A 22779-nucleotide genomic window follows, 5' to 3' on the forward strand; every position below is an offset into this window, starting at 1 on the left:
GGGCATGGCCCTTGCTTCGACGAGGGCTAATGAAGCGCGCGTTGCTGTCCGTGTCCCTCGTCGCCATCGGCTGTGTCGGCGGGACCGACGGCTCGCGGACGGTCGAGGTCGGCGAGTGCGCGCCGCCGACGGGGGCGACGGCCGTCGCGACCACGGCGATCGTGCTGCCGCAGGTCGACTGCCTGTCAGACGTGGCGGGCGACCTGGTCGTCGTCGACTCGGTCGCGCAATGGGACGGGCTGTTCGCGTGCGCGACGCCGGTGCCGCCCGGCCTCGACCTCGACGTGCAGCGCGCGGCGGTGGTCGACGTGCGCTGCGCGCCGATCGATCACCGCTTCACCGCCGAGTCCGCGGGCGAGATCGTGGTCGGGATCTACCAGCGGGTCAGCGGCGCGTGCATCGACAACGCCGTGGTGGTGCCGCTGCCGCGCTCGACCAAGCCGGTGCGGCTGGCGCGCTGCCAGGAGTCGTGCGAGGGCGACTGCCCGCCGGTGCCGTAGTTGACACGTGCGCGACGCCCATCGATGTCAAGCAACTGCTTGAAGCAAATGATTCAATGCTCATGTCCTTCTCGGGACAACATTATGTAGTTGAATTAACTATTCTTTCGAGTCTTCCGAGCACCCGATCGGCTGACACCCGTCACGCGCCGAGCGTCCGATCGGCTGACACCCGGCACGCTGGCCGTAGTTGACACGTGCGCGACGCCCATCGATGTCAAGCAACTGCTTGAAGCAGATGATTCAATGCTCATGTCCTTCTCGGGGACGACATTATGTAGTTGAATTAACTATTCTTTCGAGTCTGCGAGCACCCGATCGGCTGACACCCGTCACGCGCCGAGCGTCCGATCGGCTGACACCCGGCACGCTGGCTGACACCCGGCAACGCTGGACACCCGTCACGCGGGGCACACCCGTCACGCGGGGCGCCGAGCGTCCGATCGGCTGACACCCGTCACGCGGGGCACACCCGTCACGCGGGGCGCCGAGCGTCCGATCGGCTGACACCCGTCACGCGGGGACACCCGTCACGCGGGGACACCCGTCACGCGGGCGGACACCCGTCACGAGGGCGCAGGTCCTTTCTCGGGGTGGCCCTATATTGTTGAATTAATTCCGATTTCTAGTCCGCCGGGAACGGGGCCGGTCAGTCGTCGGCGGTGACGGTCGCGAGGCGGCGGGTCAGGAAGCGGCGCTCGGGGGCGCTGCCGACGCGGGCGAGGGCGGCGCGGTAGGCGTCGGCGGCGTCGGCGGCGCGGTCGAGGCGGCGGAGGAGATCGGCGCGGGCGGCGTGCCAGAGGTGGTAGTCCCCGAGCTCGTCGGCGAGCGGCTCGAGGTGCGCGAGGCCGGCGGCGGGGCCGTCGACCATTGCGATGGCGACGGCGCGGTTGAGCGCGACGATCGCCGACGGATAGCGGCGCTCGAGTTCGCCGAACAGCGCGGCGATCTGCGGCCAGTCGGTCGCGCTCGAGGTCGGCGCCGACGCGTGCAGCGCGGCGATCGCGGCCTGGAGCGCGTACGGACCGGGGCCGCCGCGGCGGCGCAGCCCGCGCGGCACCAGCGCCAGGGCCTCGTCGATCTGCGCCCGATCCCAGCGCGCGCGATCTTGGTCCTCGAGCAGCACCAGGTCGCCGGCGGCGTCGGTGCGCGTGGCGCGGCGCGCGTCGTGGCACAGCATCAGCGCCAGCAGCCCCGCGGCCTCGGCGTTGGCCGCGGCCAGCTCGGGCCGGTCGCTGGCGGTCAGCTCGACCACCAGGCGGGCCTGCCGGATCGCCTCGTGGCACAGGTCGCGCCGCACCAGATCGTCGCCGGCGGTGGCGGCGTAGCCCTCGTTGAACACCAGGTACACCACCGCCATCACCGCCTCGGCGCGCGCGCCGAGCTCGCTGGCCTCGGGCACCTCGTACGGGATGCGGGCCTCGCGGATCTTGGTCTTGGCCCGCACCAGGCGCTGGGCCATCGTCGCCGGCGAGGTCAGGAACGCCCGGGCGATCTCGTCGGTGGTGAGCCCGCCGAGCGTGCGCAGGGTCAGCGCCACCTGGGCCTCGGGCGCGAGCGCCGGGTGACAGCACGTGAAGATCAGCCGCAGGCGATCGTCGGTGACCGCGGCGGTGTCGACGGTCGCGGTCGGCTCGTCGTCGCGTAGCTCGCTGGCGACGATCGCGCGCAGGCGGACCCGGCGGCGGATCGTGTCGATGGCCTTGTTGCGCGCCACCTGCACCAGCCAGCCGCGCGGCTCGTCGGGGACCCCGGCGGCCCAGGCCTCGGTCGCCGCGGCGAACGCCTCCTGCACCATCTCCTCGGCGAGATCGAAGTCGCCGTTGGTGACGCGGATCGTCGACGCCAGCACCCGCGCGCGCTCCGCGCGGAACACGGCCTCGATCGAGGCGGTCACGGGCGCCGCTCGATCCGGAACACGGCCTCGATCGAGGCGGTCACGGGCGCCGCTCGATCCGGAACACGGCCTCGATCGAGGCGGTCACGGGCGCCGCTCGATCCGGAACACGGCCTCGATCGAGGCGGTCACGGGCGCCGCTCGATCCGGAACACGGCCTCGATCACGGGCGCAGCTCGGCGCGGAACACGGCGTCGATCGGGGCGGTCACCGGCGCATTGTACGCCGGGTCGACGTCACATCGCGGTCAAGACCATGATCGGTCGCACCTCGATCGATCCGTAGCGGGCGCTCGGGATCCGGGCCGCGACCTTGATCGCCTCGTCGAGGTCCTTGGCCTCGATCAGGTAGTAGCCGCCGAGCTGCTCGCGGGTCTCGGCGAACGGGCCGTCGGTGGTCGTGACCTTGCCGTCGCGCACGCGCACGGTCGTGGCGGTCGCCACCGGCTGCAGCGCGTCGCCGCCGAGGAAGTGGCCAGACGCCTTGATGTCGGAGGTGAACTGGCCGTACTCGCCGAAGAACGTGCCCTTGGCGGCCGGGGGCATGTCGTCCATCAGCTTCTCGTTGTCGTAGATCAAGCAGAGGTATTGCATCGGGAGGGCTCCTGTCGTTGGTGCGTACACCCATGGGTCGAACGGCGGGGTCGTGGATCGACAGCGCCCCGCACAAGATCCGGGCCGGCCCAACGTCGTGAGATCTTGGAGGATAGCGAAGAACCTCCCGCAGATCAGGCGGTCCGTCGGACCGAGCGCCGCGCGGAGCCCGGGCGGCACCGGTGCGCGCGCCGTGGACGATCCTGGCCGATCCCGATCGGCTCGACGCGGCGTGCTGGCGGCGCGTCGGCGCAGGCGGCGGCCGACGTGGTCACGGCGCGTGTTCACCAGCCCGCGCCCGCTGGTCAGGTCCCGGACCTCGACCTGCGCGGTCAGCGGATCGTCGTGATCGTCAGCGTGCCGGCCTCGACCGGGAGCGCGGTCGCGCCCACGATCGCGCCGGAGGTGCTGAGCGTGGCGGTGCCGACGGCGACGTTGGTGAACAGCACCAGGCCGCCGGTCGAGCCAGCGGTCCAGGCGGTGTCGTCGCTCGAGGCGACCGCGAACGGGCTGCCGCCGCCGGTGAGCGCCAACGCCCGGGCGGTGCCCTGCTGCTGGATCAACACGTGGCCGCGGGTGGGGTCGGCGGTGATGCCGAGGTCCTGCAGGAACGGATCGATCCGGACGGTCTTGATGCCCTTGATCTGGAAGAAGAACAGCCCCGGCGATCCGAACACCTCGGGCCGCGCCACGTAGATCGACGGGACGTACTCGCCCTGGGTCGCGTCGATGACGCTCTCGCGGCCGGCGCCGATGCACAGCTCGACCCGCCCGTTGGGGTTGGTCGTGAAGGTGCGCGCCGGCTCGCCCCGCACGGTCCAGGTGGCGAACTCGATGCCGTCGAACGTGGCCGTGGTCGAGTCCCAGTCCTCGTACGCGCCGGTCAGGAAGAAGTCGGCGCCGCACGGGCCGGCGTCGATGTCGGGGCCGTCGACGGCGTCGATGGCGTCGACGGCGGCGTCGATCGGTGTGGCGGCGTCGTCGGCGCAGGCGGCGACGGCGAGCAGGACGGCGAGCGCGCAGGCGGACTTCATGGCTCGACCGCACTGTCGCACGGGGACGCGGGGACGGGGGTGGCGGCGGATCGTCGCGTGCGCCCGGCCACAGCCCCGGGCACCGCCCCGACGGATCTTCGCCCGGCCCCGGCCCGGATCGTCGCGTGCGCCGGGCCACAGCCCCGGGGTTCGGACCGGGTAGCCGGGCGATCGCGGCAAGGTGTCACCGATTCCTCGCGGTATTGTCGCGCTGGATCGCGTAAGGTCCGCGTCCCTCGCCTGGAGCCGACAACGATGTACCTCCCTCGCCCGCGCCTGGTCGTCCTCGCCGCCGTCATCGGCGGCTCGCTCATCGCCTGCGGCCCCAAGGTCAGCGGCGACGACGACGACGTGCCCATCGACGCCGCGACCGACGGCGCGGTGCCGATCGACGGCCCCGGCGGCATCGACGCCGACGAGACCCCGCCCAGCCGGGTCTACGCCCACTCCGGCGACACGCTCTACCGCATCGACACCACCACCAACGTGGCCAACGTGGTCGGGATGTTCACCAACCTGGCGATGCAGGGCATGCTCGACATCGCCGTCGATCGCAACGAGCGGATGATCGGCGTGACCCGCGACAAGATCTTCGAGATCGATCCGGCCACGGCCGCGTGCACGTTCCTGGCCGACTTCACGGGCTCGGCGCTGACCAGCCTGTCGTTCGTGCCGGCCGACCCGGCTAACCCCGACGGGGCCGAGATGTTGGTCGCCGCCACCGACACCGGCGCGGTCATCCGGATCGACGTCGTCGGCACCGCCGCGACCGCGACGGTGATCGGCGACTACGGCCAGCTCGGCGGCATGGACATCATCTCGAGCGGCGACATCGTCTACGTGAAGGGCTTCGGCACGGTCGCGACGGTCGACATCGGCGCCGCGACGGGCATGGACTACCTGGCGACGCTCGATCCGACCAACAACTGGGCCGCGACCGTCAGCGCCACCTCCACCGGCTTCGACAAGATCTTCGGCGTCGCGTTCTGGGGCGGCACGCTCTACGGCTTCGTCGACAACGGCTTCGGCCTCGGCGGATCGTTCATCCGGATCGATCGCCAGACCGGGGTCGGGACGCTGATCGAGGCGAGCACGATCCGTTGGTTCGGCGCCGGCGTCACGACCGAGGCGCCGATCATCCCGTGATGCGCCGTTGACCGCCCGGACGCGCGCCCCGCGTGCGACCGGCGCCGCGGGCGTGCTTCCTCGAGGCGATGCGTCGCGCCGTGACGCGACGCGACCCTGACTGCGACACCGCGGTGGTGGTCGACGTCGCCGCCGGTAGCCGGGGCGAGCTCGGCGGCCACGGCAGCTCGAGGCCGCCGGGCCGGTGGTCGTGGGCGGCGGCGAGGTGTTCGACCTCGCCGCCCGTGCTCGCCTGGGATCGATCGCGGGCACGGTGCGCGGTCGACGCGGCCGGGCGGGCGCTCGTCGGCGACGCCGAGGGCCGCGGCATCCCGCGCGGGCCGCTGCGCTGGGTGGTGCCCCAGCCGTAACCCGGGGCGCTTGTGTCGGCGCGCGCGGGCTCGCATGATCGACCCATGATCACGCGCATGGCTGGAGCGATCGTCCTGGTGGCCGCCTGCGGCGGATCGCCCAAGCCCACGGTCGTGGGGGCGTCGTCGTCATCACCGCCGCTCGACCGCACCAGCGATCCGGACCTCGCGGTGGCCTCGCTCGACGAGGCCTTCGCGGTGCTGGCCAAGGGCGACGCGCTCCAGGTCACGTGCTTCGCGTGGTCGGACAGCGCCCGGACCGCGGCCTGCGCGGTCGACGCTTCCAGCATCCAGGGCGGCGCCACCGCGGCGGTGCGCTTCGTCGGCGCACAGCCCGGCGAGCACGTCTACTACCGGCACCCGGACGACCAGCAGTTCTTCGACTACGACCTCGCGCGGATCGATCACGACGCGCTGGCCGCGGCCAGGGCCGCGCTGACCGCCGGCGGCTACCAGCCGTTCGGCTTCCGCGGCGTCGCGCTCGAGCCCGGCGGGCAGATCGAGCTGGGCGCCTGGACCCTGCGCCGCACCCGCGCCGAGGTCGGCACCGACGGCGACGGCGTGACCGGCGCGTGGCCGGTGTCGACCGACCGGATCGAGGTCCGGTGTGGCGAGCAGTGGACCGCGCTCGACCTGTCCGAGGAGTCGTTCGCCAACACGATCGAGCCCGCGGCGATCGCGGCGATCGTGACCCCGGCCCAGCAGCTGGTGCTGACCGCGTCGGTGAGCTGGGGCATCGAGGGCGACAGCGGCGGGGCCACCGACGTCGCGGTGATCGACCGTCCGTGCGAGCGCTGAGCCGGCGATGACCGGGCGCCGGGCGCGGGTGGTCGTCGGGCTGGCGCTGGTGGCGCTGGGCGCGTACCTGGCGCTGGCGCCGCTGACGGTCGCGCGGGCGCTCGACCGCCCGGCGACGACGCCCGGCCAGCTGATCAACCTGCGCGCGAGCTGGGGCGGCACGCTCGCGGGGCTGGGCGCGTTCGTGGCGTGGCTGCCGGGGCTGGGGCCGTGGCGGCGGACGCTGGCGGGCCTGACGATGTGGTCGATGGCCGGGATCGGGGCGGCGCGGCTGCTGGGGTTCGCGCTCGACGGCGCGCCCGACCAGCGCCAGTGGGTGTGGATCACGGCCGAGGTCGCGCTGGTGATCGGCGGGGCCCTGGCGCTGCGCACCTTCGCGCGCCGCGCGGCCGGCCCGGCGCGCTAACCTCGAGCGTGTGCCGCAACATCCGGGTCCTGCACAACTTCGCACCGCCCACGACGCCTGAGGAGATCCACGCCGCCGCGCTGCAGTACGTGCGCAAGGTGAGCGGGGCGACCAAGCCGTCGCAGGCCAACCAGGCGGCGTTCGCGGCGGCGGTCACGTCGATCGCCGCGATCACGACGGCGTTGCTCGACAACCTCGAGGCCCGCGGCGAGCCGCGCACGCGCGACGGCGAGCTGGCGAAGGCCCGCGCGCGCTGGGAGAAGCGCGCGACCCCGCGGCCGGGCTGACGGCGCAGGCCGAGGGCATGCGCTGGGCGAAGCGCGCGACGGCGCGGCCAGGCTGAGGGCGTGCGTCGCGGCCGCGCGCGACGGCGCGGCCGGGCTGACGGCGCACGTCGCTGAAGCGCGCGACGGCGGGCCCGGGGGTGACAGCGGCGGTCGCTGAAGCGCGCGCCCGCGGCCGGGCTGCCGGCGCAGGTCGCTGAAGCGCGCGACGGCGGGCCCGGGGGTGACAGCGGCGGTCGCTGAAGCGCGCGACCCCGCGGCCGGGCTGACGGCACACGTCGCTGAAGCGCGCGACGGCGGGCCCGGGGGTGACCGCGGCGGTCGCTGAAGCGCGCGCGCCCGCGGCCGGGCTGACGGCGGAGGTCGTTGAAGCGCGCGACGGCGAGCTGGCGAAGGCCCGTGCGCGCTGGGAGAAGCGCGCGCCGCGCCCGGGATTCGGGCACGTCGCTATGGCGGCGCAGCCCGCAGGTAGGTCAGCACCACGGCCTCGTCGCCGTAGGCGTGCGTGACCGCGCCGCCACCGACCACGCCCGCGACGACCAGCTCGGCGACCGCGGCGTCGACGTTGGCGAGCTGCACCCGGGCGCCGCCCAGCGCGAGCGGCGCGCCGGCCTTGAGCTCGATCGCCACGGCGACGCGATCGGCCGGCGTCGGCGATGACACGTCGACCACGATGAAGTCGCCGCAGGCCGCGCGCTGGTTGCAGCGGTAGAGCCACAGGTTGGTGCGGCGGGCGAGCACCGTCTGCACGAACGCCTGCTCGGGGCCGCTCATCGCGAACCGCTCGAGCAGCCGGAACGCCGCGCTGCGGGTGCAGTCGCCCGACTCGGCGATCACGCGCGGCAGCTCGAAGCGATCGACCAGCCACGGCGGCAGGCGCAGCGTCAGCGGATCGGCCGGCACGCCCGCCAGCGTGCCACGGTCAGTGGCCGCCGATCATCCCGCGGTGCATGTCCATCGAGCAGGTCGAGAACGCGGCGCAGTCGCTGGCGGCCATGCACGCCTCGGCCTGGGCGCGCATCGCGTCGTACTGCGTGGTCGGCATCGAGCCGAGGACCTGCGTGCACATCGCGGTCACCGCGGCCGGCTGGGAGTCGTCAGCCCACTCGGTCTTGGCCTGCGCGACGATGCCGTCGCGGCCACCCGGCTGCTGGGCCTCGGCGGCGATGCCGGCGGGCTTGTCGAGCTCGATGCGCACGTCGACCAGGGCCGGGATGTAGTCGTCGGTGCAGGTGCGGGCGCGGGCGAAGAAGGCCTCGCACTGGGCCAGGGCCGCCGCGTCGACGGGCGCGCTGGCCGCAGGCGTGGCGCCGGTGCGCGGGGCCGGTGCGGCGTCGGCGCCGCCGCAGGCGGCGAGGGCGAGCGGGGCGAGCAGCGTGGACAGGAGCAGGAGCGTGCGCATCGGGGCGGGGCCTTTCGTTCGGGGTTCGCACGCCATAACGAGGCCCGCGGGCGATCGTGACAGCCGGCGACGACGGAAATGTACTGCGATCTCGCCTGCAACCGAAGGTGGGTGGGCGTGTCGTCGGCGCGCCGAAGCGCCTTCGTGCCCAGCGCGCCGGCGCCGGCGCGCTTGCGGTAGTCGGGCCTTGGCGCGCGGCGGCGGGCGGGCCATCCTGCGCCCGATGTCGCTCTTGCCCGTGTTCGAGCATGACGACCCGGCCCTGGCGCCGCGGTTCGATCGATCGACGACGTTTCCGCGCGAGGTCGAGGACGCGGTCCACGCGATCATCGACGACGTGCGCGCGCGCGGCGACGCCGCGGTCCAGGCCGCGACCGAGCGGTTCGATCACCGCAGCCCCGGCCCCGACGGCAGCTACGAGGTGACGCGCGCCGAGTGGACCCGCCGCGCGCAGATCGCGCCGGCGGTGCGGGCCGCGCTCGAGCACGCCGCCGAGCGCGTCCGCTGGTTCCACGAGCGTCAGCGCGAGGTCGACGTCGACGTCACGCGCGACGGGATCCGGCTGGGCCTGCGGGTCGCGCCGCTGGCCCGGGTCGGGCTGTACGTGCCCGGCGGCACCGCGCGCTATCCGTCGTCGGTGCTGATGACCGCGATCCCGGCCAAGGTCGCGGGCGTGGCCGAGGTGATCATGGTGACGCCGGGCGCGTCGGCCGAGACCCTGGCCGCCGCCGAGATCGCCGGCGTCGACCGGGTGTTCGAGATCGGCGGGGCCCAGGCGGTCGCGGCGCTGGCGTACGGCACCGAGACGGTGCCGCGGGTCGACAAGATCGTCGGCCCCGGCAACCAGTGGGTCGCCGCCGCCAAGCGGATCGTCTTCGGCCAGGTCGACATCGACTCGGTCGCCGGCCCGTCGGAGGTGCTGATCATCGCCGACGCCAGCGCTGACCCGGCCTGGGTCGCCGCCGACCTGCTGGCCCAGGCCGAGCACGACGTCGAGGCCCGCGCGATCCTGGTGACGACGGCGCGCGACCTGCCGGCCGCGGTCGAGGGGGCGCTGGCGGCGCAGCTCGAGACCTTGCCGCGGGCGGCGATCGCGCGCGCGGCGCTCGAGCGCTGGGGCGCGGCGATCCTCGTCGACGATCTCGATCAGGCGGTGGCCGTGGCCAACCGCTACGCGCCCGAGCACCTCGAGCTCGACGTCGAAGATCCGCGGGCGCTGGTGCCGCGGCTGCACACCGCCGGCGCGATCTTCGTCGGCAAGTGGGCGGCCGAGGCCGCGGGCGACTACGTGGCCGGCGCCAACCACGTGCTGCCGACCGGCGGCGCCGCGCGCTACGCCAGCCCGCTGGGCGTCTACGACTTCGTCCGGCGCACCTCGATCGTCGAGTACGACGAGGCCGCGGCCCGGGCCGACGCCGAGATCATCGCGACGCTGGCGACGGTCGAGGGCCTCGACGCCCACGGGCGCTCGGCCTTGATCCGGCTCGGCGGCCACGGCGGCGGAGGTGGCTCGTGACGATCGCGGGGCTGGTGACCCGGGGCCTGCGCGCGATGACCGCCTACCACGTGCCGCGGCCCGCGGGCATCCGCGCCAAGCTCGACGCCAACGAGTCGCCGCACGCGCTGCCGCCCGAGGTGGCCGAGGCCCTGGGCCGCGAGCTGGCGACGGTCGCGCTCCACCGGTATCCCGAGGCCGATCCGGTCGAGCTGCGCGCGCACCTGGCGGCCGAGCTAGGCGTCGCGCCGGCGGCGCTGTCGTTCGGCAACGGCTCCGACGAGCTGCTCGCGCTCCTGTGCGCGGCGTTCGGCGAGCCGCGGCCGGGCAAGACCCGCGCGACGGTGCTGTATCCGGATCCGTCGTTCGTCGTCTACCGGATCGCCGCGCTCGGCCACGGCCTCGACCCGATCGAGGTGCCGCTCGACGACGACATGCAGCTCGACTTCGAGCTGGTCGACGACGCGATGACCGGCGCGGCGCCCAACCTGGCGTTCTTCGCGCTGCCCAACAACCCGACCGGCACGCTGTGGACGCCCGAGCGCGTCGCCGACCTGGCGGCGGCCCACCCGGGCACGATCGTCGTCGCCGACGAGGCCTACATCGACTACGGCGGGCGCACGCTCCTGCCGCGCCTCGCCGACCTGCCGAACCTGGTGGTCATGCGCACGCTGTCGAAGGTCGGCCTGGCCGGGCTGCGGATCGGGTTCCTGGTGGCCGACCAGGCGATCGTGCGCGAGGTCGAGAAGGTCCGGCCGCCGTACAACCTGGGCGCGCTCAACCAGCGCGCGGCGCTGTGGATGCTGCGCACCCAGGGCGCGTGGCTGCGGGCCCGGGCCGCCGACGTGGTGGCCGAGCGCGCGCGCCTGGCCGCGGCGCTGGCGACGGTGCCCGACGTGCGGGTGTTCCCGAGCGAGGCCAACCTGCTGCTGTTCCGGATCGGCCGGGTCGGCGACGGCCGGGCCAAGGCGGCGTGGCAGGCCCTGGCCGAGCGCGGCGTGCTGGTCCGCAACCTCGACCGTCCCGGGCCGCTGGCCGGGTGCCTACGGGTCACGCCGGGCACGCCCGAGGAGAACGACCTGTTCCTGACCGAGCTGCGCGCGGTCCTGACCGCGTGATCCGCCGCCGCACGGACGGCGCGGACGGCGCCGCGGACTGTCACAGGGACCGCCGATAACCGCGCCATGGCCGGTTCGAGCTTCCGTCGGGGCTGGGGGGACATCGCGCTCGCCGTGATCGTGGTCGCGGTGGTCGCGATGATGGTCGTGCCGCTGCCGGCGCTGGCGATCGATCTGCTGCTGGCGCTGAGCTTCACGTCGGCGGTGGTGATCCTCTTGACCTCGGTCTACGCGACCGCGCCGGCGCGGCTGACCACGCTGCCGACGATCCTGCTGGTCGCGACGTTGTTCCGCCTGGGCGTGAACGTGTCGACGACCCGGCGGATCCTGGCCGAGGCCGACGGCGGCCAGGTGGTCAAGGCGTTCGGCAACTTCGTCGCCCAGGGCGACCTGGTGGTCGGGCTGGTGGTGTTCGCGGTGATCACGATCGTGCAGTACCTGGTGATCGCGCGCGGCGCTGAGCGCGTGGCCGAGGTCGCGGCGCGGTTCGCGCTCGACGGGCTGCCCGGCAAGCAGCTGGCGATCGACGCCGATCTCAAGGCCGGGGCGATCGACGCCGCCGAGGCCGGGCGTCGCCGGCGCGCGCTCGAGCAGCAGTCGCAGCTCTACGGCGCGCTCGACGGCGCGATGAAGTTCGTCAAGGGCGACGCGATCGCCGCGATCCTGATCGTCGCGATCAACCTGATCGGCGGGCTGGTGATCGGCGTCGGCGAGCGCGGCCTGTCGCTGGCCGAGGCCGCGCGCATCTACGCGGTGCAGTCGGTCGGCGACGGCCTGGTCGTGCAGCTGCCGGCGCTGCTGGTGGCGCTGGCGGCGGCGCTGGCGGTGACGCGCCTGGCGTCGGCGGACGGCGAGCGCGCGGTCGGCGACGACATCGTCGCGCAGCTCGGCGCGCAGCCGCGGGCGCTCGCGACCACCGCGGTGCTGCTGGCGGCGCTGGGCCTGGTGCCGGGCCTGCCCCACGTGCCGTTCCTGGTGCTGGCGGCGGTGGCCGGCGGGCTGGCGCTGCTGGCGCGGGCGGCGGCGGGGCGGGTCGCGCCGAGCGCGACGATCGCGGTGGCGGCGACGACCGACGACCGCGGCCGGCCCGACGGCGTCGTGATCGCGGTGGCGCCGCGGGTGGCGGCCGCGCTCGATCGCGCCGCGCTGGCGACCGTGCTGTCGGACGTGCGGGCCGGGTTGATCGCGCGGCTGGGCGTGCGCGTGCCGGGGCTGGCGGTGATCGGCGACGCGGCGGTGGCGTCCGCCGACGCCGAGCTGCGGTTGTGGGGCACGACCGTCGACTGGCTGCCGGCGCCGCGGACCGCGGCCGACCTGGTCGCGCCGCTGACGGCCGCGCTGGCCGGCTGCGCCGACGAGCTGATCCGCGCCGGCGGCGTGCAGGCGATGCTCGACGAGCTGGGCCCGGGCCAGGCGCCGCTCGTGCGCGACGTCGTGCCGCGGGTGGCGTCCCTGGCGGTGGTCACCGACGTGCTGCGGCGGCTGGTGCGCGAGGGCGTGGCCATCCACGATCTCGGCGCGATCCTCGAGGCGCTGGCCCAGGTCCCGACCGGCGGCGCCAAGGACGCCGCCAGCCTGACCGAGCAGGTCCGCGGGCGCACCGGCCGCGCGGTCACCGCCGGCGTCGCGCCGCGCAACAAGCTCGAGGCCTGGACCCTCGACCCGATGATCGAGGACGTCGTGCGCAGCGCGATCCTGCCGCGCGACGGCGGCGCGATCGTCGCGCTCGAGCCCGACCTCGGCCGCGACATCGTCGGCGCGGTCCGCCGCGTCGTCGGCGAGCGTGGCGTCATCCTGGTCGCCGGCGACGTCCGCCGGCACCTGCGCACCGTGCTCGAGCCCGAGCTGCCCGGCGTCGCCGTGGTCGCGCCGCACGAGCTGGTCGCCGGCGTCGTGGTCACGCCGCGCGGGCGCATCGACCTGGCGTGAGCGTCCGCGGCGTCGTGCTCCCGCCGCGCGGGCGCATCGACCTGGCGTGACCGTCGGCGGGAGCGTGGTCACGCCGGGCGGCCGCATCGACCTGGCGTGAGCGTCGGCGGGCGTCGCGCGGGCGCACCGACCTGGCGTGAGCGTCGGCGGGCGTCGCGCGGGCGCATCGACCTGGCGTGAGCGTCGGCGGGCGTCGCGCGGGCGCATCGACCTGGCGTGAGCGTCGGCGGGCGTCGCGCGGGCGCATCGACCTGGCGTGAGCGTCGGCGGGCGTCGCGCGGGCGCATCGACCTGGCGTGTGGGTCGGCGGGCGCGTGGTAACCTGAGCCATGGCGACGCCCGGCGCTCCCCGCCCGAGCCACACCCTCGAGGAATGGCTGGCCCTGCCGAGCGACGCGCGGGTCGAGCTGATCGACGGCGAGTTCGTCGAGAAGGCGGCGCCGACGTTCGAGCACGGGCGGGCGCAAGGCCACACCGTCGGAGCGCTCGGCGGGCCGTTCGACCGACGGGTGGGTGGTCCTGGTGGACCGGGCGGCTGGTGGCTGGCGACCGAGGTCGACATCGTGCTGGACGGCCGCGGCTACCGCCCCGACATCGCCGGCTGGCGCCGCGAACACCTGCCGGCGCCCCCTTCGACGCGGCCGATCACCGCGCGCCCCGACTGGCTGTGCGAGATCGTGAGCGAGTCCAACCGCACCATCGACACGGTCACCAAGCTGCGGCGCTACCACCAGGCCGGCGTGCCGCACTACTGGCTGCTCGACCACCTGGCGCGCACGCTCACGGTCCACCGCCACACCGCCGACGGCTATCTCATCGTGGTGTCGGCCGAGGCCGGCGAGCGGGTGCGGGCCGAGCCGTTCGACGCCATCGAGCTCCAGGTCGCGGTCCTGCTGGGCGATGATCCCGACGATCAGGGCTGATCGCGTGACCCGCGGGCTCGTCGCGATCGCGGTGCTGGTCGGCGCCGCTGCGCCCGCGACGGCCGAGCCGATCGGCGCGCTGATCGGCGGCAGCGAGGTCGCGTTCGGCGGCGGCCCGCGCCAGCGCGTCAACGCCACGGCGATCGCCTACCTGACCCGGCGCGCCGGCGGCCACGTCAGCGTGTCGCGGCTCGCGCTCGACGGCGCCAGCGGCGCGGTCACCGCCGGGTTCGCGTACCGCGCCAACGCCGCGCGCCCGCGCCTCGAGCTGGTGGTCCACGTCGGCGCCGGCGTCGCCTGGCCGACCGCGCCGGTCGCCGCCGCCGGCGTCACCGCGTTCCTGTGGCCGACGCGCTTCCCGATCGCTGTCACGACCGGCGTCCGCGTCTACGCCTTCATCGACGACGTCGCGCCGGCGCCGCTGGCGCTGTCGCTCGAGCTCGGCCTGGCGCTGGCCCGCTAGATCTCGAGTCACCGCGGCGCCGTGACACCCGGCGCTACCAGCGCTCGGGCCAGGGCATCGCCTCGATCGCCGCCGCCAGCTCGGCCCGGGTCGCGGCCTCGAGATGGATCGGCCCGGTCGGGCGCCCGAGCTCGTAGTGCTGCTCGGGCAGCCAGTGGCCGTGGGCCGCGAGCGACGCGGTGCGGGCGGCCTCGGCCTCGGCCGGATCGACGACCAGCGCGCGGATCCGGATCACGCCGTCCTGCTCGACGATCGCCACGAACGGGTGTGGGGAGCCCAGCCACAGCGGCAGGTCGCCGGCGCGGACGGCGGCGAGGGCGCGGGCCCGGCCGACGGGCGGGATCGGTGCCATGGGGCGAGCGTCGCAGATCCCGCGGCTACTGGCAGGCCGACTCGAACGGGTTGTTCACGGCCTGGGGCGCGGTCGGCCACGCGCCGAAGCGCCAGCCGCAGCGGCTCGCGACGATCGCGCCGGTCGCGGTGTCGAGGACGACCGCGCCGGCCATCGACATCAAGAGCGCGCGGCGCCCGTCGCGCGCGAGGGTCAGCCGCGACAGGCTGGTGCCGAGGCTGGCGCTCCAGCGCACGCTGCCGTCGAGGGCCATCGCCGTGGTCGCGCCGTTGACGTCGGCGAGGATCGCGGTGTCGGTGCCGGGCACGCCGATGATCTGCTCGATCGACTGGCGGTAGTCGAAGGCGTGCGGATCGTCGGCGGCGGCGCTGGCGTAGCGCGTGACGGTGCGCCCGTCGAACATGTACACGCGGCCGGCGCTGTCGACGAGGAGCGGCTGCGCGGTCATGGTCCGGCTGGGCACGTCGCCGAGCTTGGTCAGCGGCACGCCGGTCGCGAGCTGCGCGGCGGTGTACGTGCGCACGCGCTGCGACGAGTCGACGGTGACCAGCGCCGGCGCGGCGTCGTCGGCGCCCGCGCGCGGCCAGAACGAGAACGACCCGTCGGCGATGACCTTGGGCTTGCCGAACACCGGCGTCGCGCTCGGCGTGATCGGCAGGGCCCAGACCCCGCCGCCGTCGCGGACGCCGAGCAGGTACCCGCGCGGGTGCCAGACCGCCGAGTGCGGGCTGCCGGGCACCTGCGCCTGCGCCACGACGTGGCCGTCGGCGGCGGCGATCAGCACGGCCTGGCCGGTGGCGGTGATCAGCACGACGTGGGCGTCGTCGACGTACTCGACGACGACCACGGCCGACCCGGCGGTCGCCGTGACCGCGCCGGTGCCGTCGAGCGCCTCGATGGTCACGTCGCCAGCGCCCATCGCCCAGGTCACGTGGGTGCCGTCGGGCGACAGCGCCGCGGCGGTGGTGGTGGCGAACTGATAGCCGACGTACCGCGTGGCGCCGCCGTCGTCGGCGACGACGAGGTTCTGGCCGATGCCGGCGACGACCCGGCCGGGCCCGATCGCCGGCGGGCTGTTGCGCCCGAGCGTGCTGGTCACGGCGTCGGCGTCGGCGGTCAGCGCGACGGTCCAGTCGCCGGCGCCGAGCGAGAACACGTCGAGGGCGTCGGCGCTCGGGAACCCGAGCCGCTGCGGATTGGTGAGCGTGAGCGCGGCCAGCGCCTTGGGCGTGACGTCGGCGCCGGTGGCGGTGGCGATGATCACGGCGACCGCCTGCTCGGTCGGCGGCGCCAGTCGCTGCCGGGGCGCCTCGAACTGGCGATCGGGCTGAGGCTTGCGCGGGCCGGGCGCGGGCGCGCCGGCGCCGCTGGGGCCGGCGCTGCCGGGGGGCGGGGCGGGCTGCACCGCGGCAGCGGCAGCAGCAGCGGCGGCGGCCTTCACCGCGGCCGGGTCGGCGAAGTACGCCAGGTGGGCGCCGTCGGGCGCGACCGCCAGCTCGACCGGGGTGCGCGGCGCGATCGCCAGCGGTCGCTCGGCGCCCCAGCGCAGGTGGCGATCGGCGACGGTGATCGCCACCGCCGCGAACGTGCGGTCGACGCCGTCCGCACGGCTGACGATCGCCAGCGCGTCGGTCGCGCCGCTCGGGCGCAGCGCCTCGATGCGGGTGCCGTCGCGGCTGAGCTCGTCGACGATCGCGCCGTGGCCGTCGGCCAGGGCGATCGACTGATCGGCCCGCACCACCAGCCACGCGTCGGCGGCGCTGGCGACCAGGCCGATGGCCTGCGGCACCGCCGGCACGTCGACCACATCGAGCAGCCCGCCGTCGGCCGTGAGCCGGAACAGGTGCGCGGTGCCGCTGGCGTCGATCGCGCCGACGACGAAGCCGCCGGCGTGGCGGACCACCTCGAGCGCGCGGGCGCCCCGCTGCGGCAGCGCGATCGGGGCCGCGGTGCCGTCGAGCGCGGGCCACAGGCGCAGCGCGCCGATCGTGTCGATCGAGATCGCCGCAGTCGCGGTGCGGTCCAGCACCGTCGCCGTGATGAACGCCGTGTGCGGCGCGATCCGCGGCGGCGCCGCCGGGCCCCAGTCGGTGGCGCCGCCGAGGTCAGGCGTGACCGTCGCGCCGCCGTCGCTGCCGACGCGCGGCGGCGGGCTGGTCGGGGGCTTGTGGCTGTCGCCGCCGCACGCGAGCAGCGCCGGGATCAGCAGGGTCGCGTAGACGGGCGTGCGCATCGCAGCGTTCCAACGCATGAACCCCGACGGTCGATCCAACCGCCGGCAAAGACAACCCGACCGGGCCCGTCAGTGCGTGTGTGGTTCGTCGGGATCGCAGTCGGGGCCGCAGGGCACCGGCCCGTCGTGGGGCCGATCGGGATCGCCGTCGTGGGTCGACGGCTCGAGCTCGGGCGCAGGTCCCGCCAGGTCACCGGCGGCCTCGGCCGCGTCGGCGTCGGCCGCGTCGGCGTCGGTGAGTCCGCCCGCGGCGATCAGCGTCGCCGCGACCGCGGGATCGAGGCCCGGGATCATGCCCGCGCGCGCCAGCGCCGCGATGTAGTACGCGTCCTCGCGCCGAGCCTCGAGCGTGCCGGCGGTGACCGCCTCCTCGAGGCTGCGCTTGAGATCGCCGATCAGCCGCGACGGCGGCAGCTTGAACGTCTCCATGATCGCGTTGCCGACCCCGCCCGGCAGCGGCGGCAGCTTGGCGTCCTCCTCGACCAGGCGCTCCATCCGCTCGGACAGCGCCGAGATCTGCTCGAGGATCTGCTTGCGGCGGCCCGGCCGCTTCGACGTGATGTCGGCCCGCGACAGGTCGAGCAGGTCGTGCAGGTGCGGCAGCATCTCGCGGTGGAACCGGCGCACCGCGCTGTCGGTCCACGCCTGGCTGTACTGGTTCGAGCGCAGGTGGTGGCGGATCAGGAACTTCACCGCGCGGCGATGATCGCGATCGAAGAGCAGCCGCTGGGTGACCTTGTCGAACATCCGCGCGCCGACCTCGGCGTGGCCATGGAAGTGGACGCCCTGCGGCGTGAACGTGCGGGTCGGCACCTTGCCGATGTCGTGGAGCAGGGCGGCCCAGCGCACCAGCGGGCGCCGCACGGCCTGCTTGACGACCTGCTTGGTGTGGCTCCAGACGTCCTTGTGCTGGCGATCGGTCTCCTGCTGCAGGTGGACCGTCGCCTCGAGCTCGGGGAACACCTGGGCCAAGAGGCCGGTCTCGCGGACCCACTCGAGGGCGAGGTCGACGTCGCGGCCCATGAGCATCGGCTCGATCGCGGCGCGGAGCTGGTCCGCTGGGGCGCTCAGGATGGTGCTGGAGGCCTCCTGGGCCGCTGCGGTCACGGCCGGGGCCGGCCAGTGCCCTCCTTCGGTGGCGATGGCGCTGGCGATATCGAACAAGATCAGAGGGTTGGCCTCCGCCCACGCGCGGACGCGGGCCCCGGTCTCGGGGCCATCCGGAGCGCGCAAGATATCCTGGGGATCCACCATCGACACGGGTGGGGCTTCCTACCGGCGGGCCCGGCCAGCGTCAAGGCCGGCGGCACGAGACGTGCTCTAGCGCGGCGGCGCAGTGCAAGGACGTATCACCGCTCGCCAGCTTCCGCTCGCCGAAAAGGCGTGCCCGGGCATCGGGAAGCTCTATCGGGAGCTCTCGTCCGAGTCCGACGGTCGGTGCAAGCCGACGACATTTTTGCAGCTTCTCTGGATTTACGAGGGGCGGCGGTGCGCCGTCGAGGCCACCCGCGCCACCAAGAAGCCCCGCCGCAAGAAGTGACCCCTCACTGGCGGATCGATCAGCCAGTGCGCCACACCGTCTCACTGTTCGTGTCGACGACGGGGAATCTGGCCACCGGTACGCTGCTGATGGGTCGACGTGGGCCGATCTGCGCAGCCCCGCGAACATCGGTCGCGGTGTAGGCCTTATAGAAGCATGAGCGAGCGTCGCCCGATCGGTGTCTTCGACTCTGGCGTCGGCGGCCTGACCGTCGTGCGGGCCCTGCGCGCGCGGCTGCCCGGCGAGGACATCGTCTACCTGGGCGACACGGCGCGCGTGCCGTACGGCTCCAAGAGCCCGCGCACGGTCGAGCGCTACTCGCTGACGTGCCAGCGGTTCCTGCTCGCGCACGACGTCAAGCTGGTGCTGATCGCGTGCAACACCGCCTCGGCCAACGCGCTGCCCGCGCTGATCGAGGCCAGCCCGGTGCCGGTCATCGGCGCCGTCGAGCCCGGCGCGGCCAGCGCGCTCGCCGCGACGCGCAACCATCGCGTCGGCGTGATCGGCACGCTCGGCACCGTGCGCTCGGGCGCCTACGAGCGCGCGCTGACGGCGCGCGACCCCGCGGTCCACGTCGCGGCGCTGGCGTGTCCGCTGCTGGTGCCGCTGGCCGAGGAGGGCTGGGTCGACGACGACGTCGCGGCCGCGGTGGCGCGGCGCTACCTGACCGAGCTGTTCGTCCGGGATCCGGACCTCGACACGATCGTGCTCGGCTGCACCCACTACCCGCTCTTGCGCGACGTGCTGACCCGCACCGCCGCCGAGGTGGCCGGTCGGCCGATCGCGATCGTCGACTCGGCGTCGGCGATGGCCGCGGCCGCGGGCGCGGCGCTGGGCGCGTCGACCGACAACCGGCGCGCACAGCCGGGCGCGCTGGCGTGCTTCGCGACCGACATCTCGCGGCTCGACGAGCTGGCGCCGCGGTTCCTGGGCGAGCCGATCACGAGCTTCGACCTCGTCGATCTGTGATGGCGATCGCTTGCGGGTGGCACGGCCCGTGCTCTCTTGCCGCGCATGATCGCGCGCCTCGCCGTCCTCGCCAGCCTCCTCGTCGCCAGCCTCCTCGTCGCCTGCGGCTCGTCGGGCGCTGATCCCGTCGACGGGCCGCCGGTCGTCGACGCCGCACCGGACGCCGCCGCGTGCGACACGACGGGCTATCCCATGATGATCCGCGCGGTGTCGGTCGATCTCGGCGCGCCGACCACGCTCGCCCTCGACGGCACCGGCCCGCGCTGCGAGCAGATCGGCCGGGCCCTGCTGGCGCCGACCGGGCGCCCGCCCGAGCTGGCCCAGCTCGACGGCGGCGGGGCGACCGTGACCTGCACCCACGACGACGTGCTCGACCGCGAGATCGTGCGGGTGCGGGCGCCGCGCTACGGCGGGCTGCCGCTGTTCGCGCCGGTCCAGGACGCGCTGGTGCACGTCGACGCCACCGACGCGGTGGTGTTCCTGCACGCCGACTACCTGCCGGCGGGGGCGACGGTCGCCGACGCGTGCCTCGACGCGCCGGCGGTGGCGGCGGAGATCCCGGGCGCGCCGATGGGCTACGAGCGCTTCAGCGCGTGCACGCCGCAGGGCCCGGGCACGTACACGATCGCCGCCGACGACGTGATCGAGGTCGGCGACGAGGGCTACCTGGTCGATGAGGCCGGCGGGCTGCGCCGGGTGCGCGCGGTCGACGTCTACCTGCTGCCGGCCCACGCCACGCCCGAGGTCATCAACAGCGACGCGTTCTGCTGCAGCGGGCCCACCACCGAGCACTGCGTCGGTCAGCGGCTGTTCGTCGACGTCCTCACCGGCGCGCTGATCGGCCAGGAGTCGCACTGCCACACGTGCTGAGCGTCGAGCGGGCGGCGGTCGGCGCACGCGGTGGCCGGGGCGCGGTCGGCGCACGCGCGGAGGCCCGATCGGGTGCGGTCGGCGCACGCGCGGAGGCCCGATGGGCGCGGTCGCGCACGCGCGCGGAGGCCCGATGGGCGCGGTCGGCGCACGCGCGGAGGCCCGATGGGCGCGGTCGGCACGCGCGCGGAGGCCCGATGGGCGCGGTCGGCACGCGCGCGGAGACCGGACGCGGCGCGGTAGGCTGCGGCCAATGGCGACGACCCGCGCGTACCGCACCTGCCCGCTGTGTGAGGCCACCTGCGGCCTGGCGATCGAGCTCGACGGCGACGCGGTCGTCGGGATCCGCGGCGACGCCGACGATCCGTTCTCGCGCGGGTACCTGTGCCCCAAGGCCGCGGCGCTGGCGGCGCTGCACGACGATCCCGATCGGCTGCGCACGCCGCTGGTGCGCGGCGCCGACGGCGAGCTGCGGACCGCGTCGTGGGACGCCGCGTTCGCGGTGGCGATCGAGCGGCTCACCGAGATCAAGGCCGCGCACGGCGCCGACGCGGTCGCGGTGTACCTGGGCAACCCGGCCGCGCACAGCCTCGACCTGATGAGCTACGGCACGGCGCTGGTGCGCGCGCTCGGCACCCGCCAGCGCTACAGCGCCAGCTCGGCCGATCAGCTGCCCAAGATGGTCAGCGCGGCGCTGATGTTCGGCGGCGGCCTGGCGATCCCGGTGCCCGATCTCGATCGCACCGATCGGCTGCTGATCCTCGGCGCCAACCCGGTCGTGTCCAACGGCAGCCTGATGACCGCGCCCGACGTGAAGGCCCGGTTGAAGGCGATCCGCGCCCGCGGCGGCAAGATCATCGTCATCGATCCGCGGCGGACCGAGACCGCGGCGCTGGCCGACGAGCACCACGCGATCCGCCCCGGCGGCGACGCCGCGCTGCTCCTGGCGATGGTGCACGTGCTGTGCGCCGACGGCCTGGTCCGGCTGGGCGCGGCGGCGGGCCACGTGACCGGGCTGGCCGAGGTCGAGGCGATCGCCGCGCGGTTCGCGCCGGCCCGGGTGGCGGCGCGGGTCGGCCTCGACGAGGCCACGATCCGGCGCCTGGCGCACGAGCACGCCGCGGCCGCGAGCGCCGCCTGCTACGGCCGGATCGGCACGACCTGCCAGGAGTTCGGCACGCTCGCGAGCTGGGCGGTCGATCTGGTCAACGTGCTCACCGGCAACCTCGATCGCCCCGGCGGCGCGATGTGGACCACGCCGGCGGCGCTGCCCGGGCGCTACCGCACGCGGGGTGACGCGCGCTTCGGCCGCTACGCCAGCACGGTCCGCGGGCTGCCCGAGATGTTCGGCGAGCTGCCGGTCGCGACCCTGGCCGACGAGCTGGCCGGCGGCGGCGTGCGCGCGCTGATCACGATCGCCGGCAACCCGCTGGTGTCGGCGCCCGGCGTCGGCGCGCTGACCGAGGCGATCGCCGGGCTCGAGTTCCGGCTGGCGATCGATCCCTACGTCAACGCGACCACGCGGCTGGCCGACGTGATCCTGCCGCCGCCGTCGCCGCTGGCGCGCGCGCACTACGACCTGGCGCTGTACCAGCTCGCGATCCGCAACGTCGCGCGCTACTCGCCGCCGACGGTGGCCCGGGCCGCCGGCGCGCCGGCCGAGTGGGAGATCTTGCTGACCCTGGCCAAGGGCGTGACCGGCATGGCGGCGGCGCCGCTGGCGATGGCCGACGACGTGGTCGCGCGCGAGCTGGTGTCGCGCGAGCTGGCCGACCTGGTCGAGGCCGGCACCCCGGCCCGGGTCGACGTCGCCGCCGCGCTGGCCATGCTCGACGGCCGCGGCCCCGACCGCGTCGTCGATGCGCTGGTGCGGCTCGGGCCGTACGGCGACGGCTTCGGCGCGCGGCCGGGCGGCCTGACGCTGGCGGCGCTGCGCGCGGCGCCGCACGGGCTCGACCTGGGGCCGCTGGTGCCGCGCTTGCCCGAGGTGCTGCGCACGCCCGACCGCGCGATCGCGCTGGCCCCGGCGGCGATCGTCGCCGACGTCGCGCGCCTCGAGGCCGCGCTGGCGGCGCCGGCGCCGGCGATGGTGCTGATCGGGCGGCGCGAGCTGCGCAGCAACAACTCGTGGATGCACAACCTGCGGCCGCTGATGAAGGGGCGCGACCGCTGCACGCTGCTGATCCACCCCGCCGACGCGCGCGCGCGCGGGCTCGACGACGGCGCGACCGCGCGGGTCCGCAGCGCCGCCGGCGAGGTGCTGGCGCCGGTCGAGCTCTCCGACGAGGTCCGCCCGGGCGTGGTGTCGCTGCCGCACGGCTTCGGCCACGAGCTGGCCGGGGTGCGCATGGCGGTGGCGCGCGCCCACGGCGGCGTCAACGTCAACCGGGTGTCGGACCCCGAGTTCGTCGACGCGCCGTCGCACAACGCCGCGTTCAACGGCGTGCCGGTCGAAGTGGACGCCGCCGCGCGGTAAC

General features: G+C 74.9%; 22 protein-coding genes. 14 read left to right on the forward strand and 8 right to left on the reverse strand.

Going from position 1 to position 22779, the window contains the following annotated elements:
- Positions 1–50 precede the first annotated feature (50 nt).
- A complete protein-coding gene (locus IPL61_29235) occupies positions 51–500 on the forward strand; it encodes a hypothetical protein (GenBank protein ID MBK9035291.1) in 450 nt (149 codons plus the stop codon).
- A gap of 649 nt (positions 501–1149) precedes the next feature.
- On the opposite strand, the gene IPL61_29240 is transcribed toward IPL61_29235, so the two are convergent.
- The 3 genes from IPL61_29240 to IPL61_29250 all read right to left on the reverse strand — a co-directional run bounded on the left by IPL61_29240 (position 1150) and on the right by IPL61_29250 (position 4024).
- Positions 1150–2397, reverse strand: coding sequence for a sigma-70 family RNA polymerase sigma factor (locus IPL61_29240; protein ID MBK9035292.1), 1248 nt, complete (start codon positions 2395–2397; stop codon positions 1150–1152).
- A 236-nt stretch (positions 2398–2633) separates the two neighbouring features.
- Positions 2634–2990, reverse strand: coding sequence for a YciI family protein (locus tag IPL61_29245; protein ID MBK9035293.1), 357 nt, complete (start codon positions 2988–2990; stop codon positions 2634–2636).
- Between the two features lie 332 nt (positions 2991–3322).
- Positions 3323–4024: a hypothetical protein gene (locus IPL61_29250; GenBank protein ID MBK9035294.1), complete on the reverse strand. Its 702-nt coding sequence runs from the start codon at positions 4022–4024 to the stop codon at positions 3323–3325.
- Positions 4025–4279: 255 nt separating this feature from the next.
- Between IPL61_29250 and IPL61_29255 the strand changes: the two genes are divergently transcribed.
- The 5 genes from IPL61_29255 (at position 4280) to IPL61_29275 (ending at position 7011) form a co-directional block, all read left to right on the forward strand.
- Positions 4280–5170: a hypothetical protein gene (locus IPL61_29255; GenBank protein ID MBK9035295.1), complete on the forward strand. Its 891-nt coding sequence runs from the start codon at positions 4280–4282 to the stop codon at positions 5168–5170.
- A gap of 80 nt (positions 5171–5250) precedes the next feature.
- Positions 5251–5520, forward strand: a complete 270-nt coding sequence (locus IPL61_29260) for a hypothetical protein (protein ID MBK9035296.1) — start codon at positions 5251–5253, stop codon at positions 5518–5520.
- A gap of 57 nt (positions 5521–5577) precedes the next feature.
- Positions 5578–6318, forward strand: coding sequence for a hypothetical protein (locus tag IPL61_29265; protein ID MBK9035297.1), 741 nt, complete (start codon positions 5578–5580; stop codon positions 6316–6318).
- Between the two features lie 7 nt (positions 6319–6325).
- On the forward strand, positions 6326–6724 hold the full coding sequence (locus tag IPL61_29270) for a DUF4345 family protein (GenBank protein MBK9035298.1): 399 nt from the start codon (positions 6326–6328) through the stop codon (positions 6722–6724).
- Positions 6725–6732: 8 nt separating this feature from the next.
- Entirely contained in the window at positions 6733–7011 is a 279-nt protein-coding gene (locus tag IPL61_29275; GenBank protein MBK9035299.1) for a DUF2277 domain-containing protein, read from the forward strand.
- 444 nt (positions 7012–7455) lie between these two features.
- Here the strand turns inward: IPL61_29275 and IPL61_29280 are convergent, their stop codons facing one another.
- Both IPL61_29280 and IPL61_29285 read right to left on the reverse strand, forming a co-directional pair.
- Positions 7456–7911 carry a hypothetical protein gene (locus IPL61_29280; protein MBK9035300.1) on the reverse strand — a complete coding sequence of 152 codons (456 nt, stop codon included), beginning with the start codon at positions 7909–7911 and terminating at the stop codon, positions 7456–7458.
- Positions 7912–7930: 19 nt separating this feature from the next.
- Positions 7931–8410, reverse strand: a complete 480-nt coding sequence (locus IPL61_29285) for a hypothetical protein (protein ID MBK9035301.1) — start codon at positions 8408–8410, stop codon at positions 7931–7933.
- Between the two features lie 223 nt (positions 8411–8633).
- Between IPL61_29285 and hisD the strand changes: the two genes are divergently transcribed.
- The 5 genes from hisD (at position 8634) to IPL61_29310 (ending at position 14338) form a co-directional block, all read left to right on the forward strand.
- Positions 8634–9926: a histidinol dehydrogenase gene (hisD, locus tag IPL61_29290; protein ID MBK9035302.1), complete on the forward strand. Its 1293-nt coding sequence runs from the start codon at positions 8634–8636 to the stop codon at positions 9924–9926.
- Entirely contained in the window at positions 9923–11023 is a 1101-nt protein-coding gene (gene hisC, locus IPL61_29295) for a histidinol-phosphate transaminase (GenBank protein MBK9035303.1), read from the forward strand. The genes hisD and hisC overlap by 4 nt, the downstream gene beginning before the upstream one ends.
- Positions 11024–11089: 66 nt before the next feature.
- Entirely contained in the window at positions 11090–12952 is a 1863-nt protein-coding gene (locus tag IPL61_29300) for an FHIPEP family type III secretion protein (protein ID MBK9035304.1), read from the forward strand.
- Between the two features lie 329 nt (positions 12953–13281).
- Complete coding sequence (locus IPL61_29305; protein ID MBK9035305.1) at positions 13282–13875, forward strand: Uma2 family endonuclease; 594 nt, start codon at positions 13282–13284, stop codon at positions 13873–13875.
- Between the two features lie 4 nt (positions 13876–13879).
- Complete coding sequence (locus tag IPL61_29310; GenBank protein ID MBK9035306.1) at positions 13880–14338, forward strand: hypothetical protein; 459 nt, start codon at positions 13880–13882, stop codon at positions 14336–14338.
- Positions 14339–14372: 34 nt separating this feature from the next.
- On the opposite strand, the gene IPL61_29315 is transcribed toward IPL61_29310, so the two are convergent.
- The 3 genes from IPL61_29315 to IPL61_29325 all read right to left on the reverse strand — a co-directional run bounded on the left by IPL61_29315 (position 14373) and on the right by IPL61_29325 (position 18177).
- Complete coding sequence (locus IPL61_29315; GenBank protein ID MBK9035307.1) at positions 14373–14690, reverse strand: hypothetical protein; 318 nt, start codon at positions 14688–14690, stop codon at positions 14373–14375.
- A 25-nt stretch (positions 14691–14715) separates the two neighbouring features.
- Positions 14716–16923, reverse strand: coding sequence for a hypothetical protein (locus IPL61_29320; protein ID MBK9035308.1), 2208 nt, complete (start codon positions 16921–16923; stop codon positions 14716–14718).
- A gap of 69 nt (positions 16924–16992) precedes the next feature.
- A complete protein-coding gene (locus IPL61_29325; GenBank protein MBK9035309.1) occupies positions 16993–18177 on the reverse strand; it encodes an HD domain-containing protein in 1185 nt (394 codons plus the stop codon).
- A 442-nt stretch (positions 18178–18619) separates the two neighbouring features.
- Between IPL61_29325 and IPL61_29330 the strand changes: the two genes are divergently transcribed.
- The 3 genes from IPL61_29330 (at position 18620) to IPL61_29340 (ending at position 22778) form a co-directional block, all read left to right on the forward strand.
- Positions 18620–19432, forward strand: a complete 813-nt coding sequence (locus IPL61_29330; protein ID MBK9035310.1) for a glutamate racemase — start codon at positions 18620–18622, stop codon at positions 19430–19432.
- 45 nt (positions 19433–19477) lie between these two features.
- Positions 19478–20302, forward strand: a complete 825-nt coding sequence (locus IPL61_29335; GenBank protein MBK9035311.1) for a hypothetical protein — start codon at positions 19478–19480, stop codon at positions 20300–20302.
- 253 nt (positions 20303–20555) lie between these two features.
- A complete protein-coding gene (locus IPL61_29340) occupies positions 20556–22778 on the forward strand; it encodes a molybdopterin-dependent oxidoreductase (protein ID MBK9035312.1) in 2223 nt (740 codons plus the stop codon).
- Position 22779 lies beyond the last annotated feature (1 nt).

This window comes from Myxococcales bacterium (assembly GCA_016717005.1).
GTDB lineage: Bacteria > Myxococcota_A > Polyangia > Haliangiales > Haliangiaceae > UBA2376.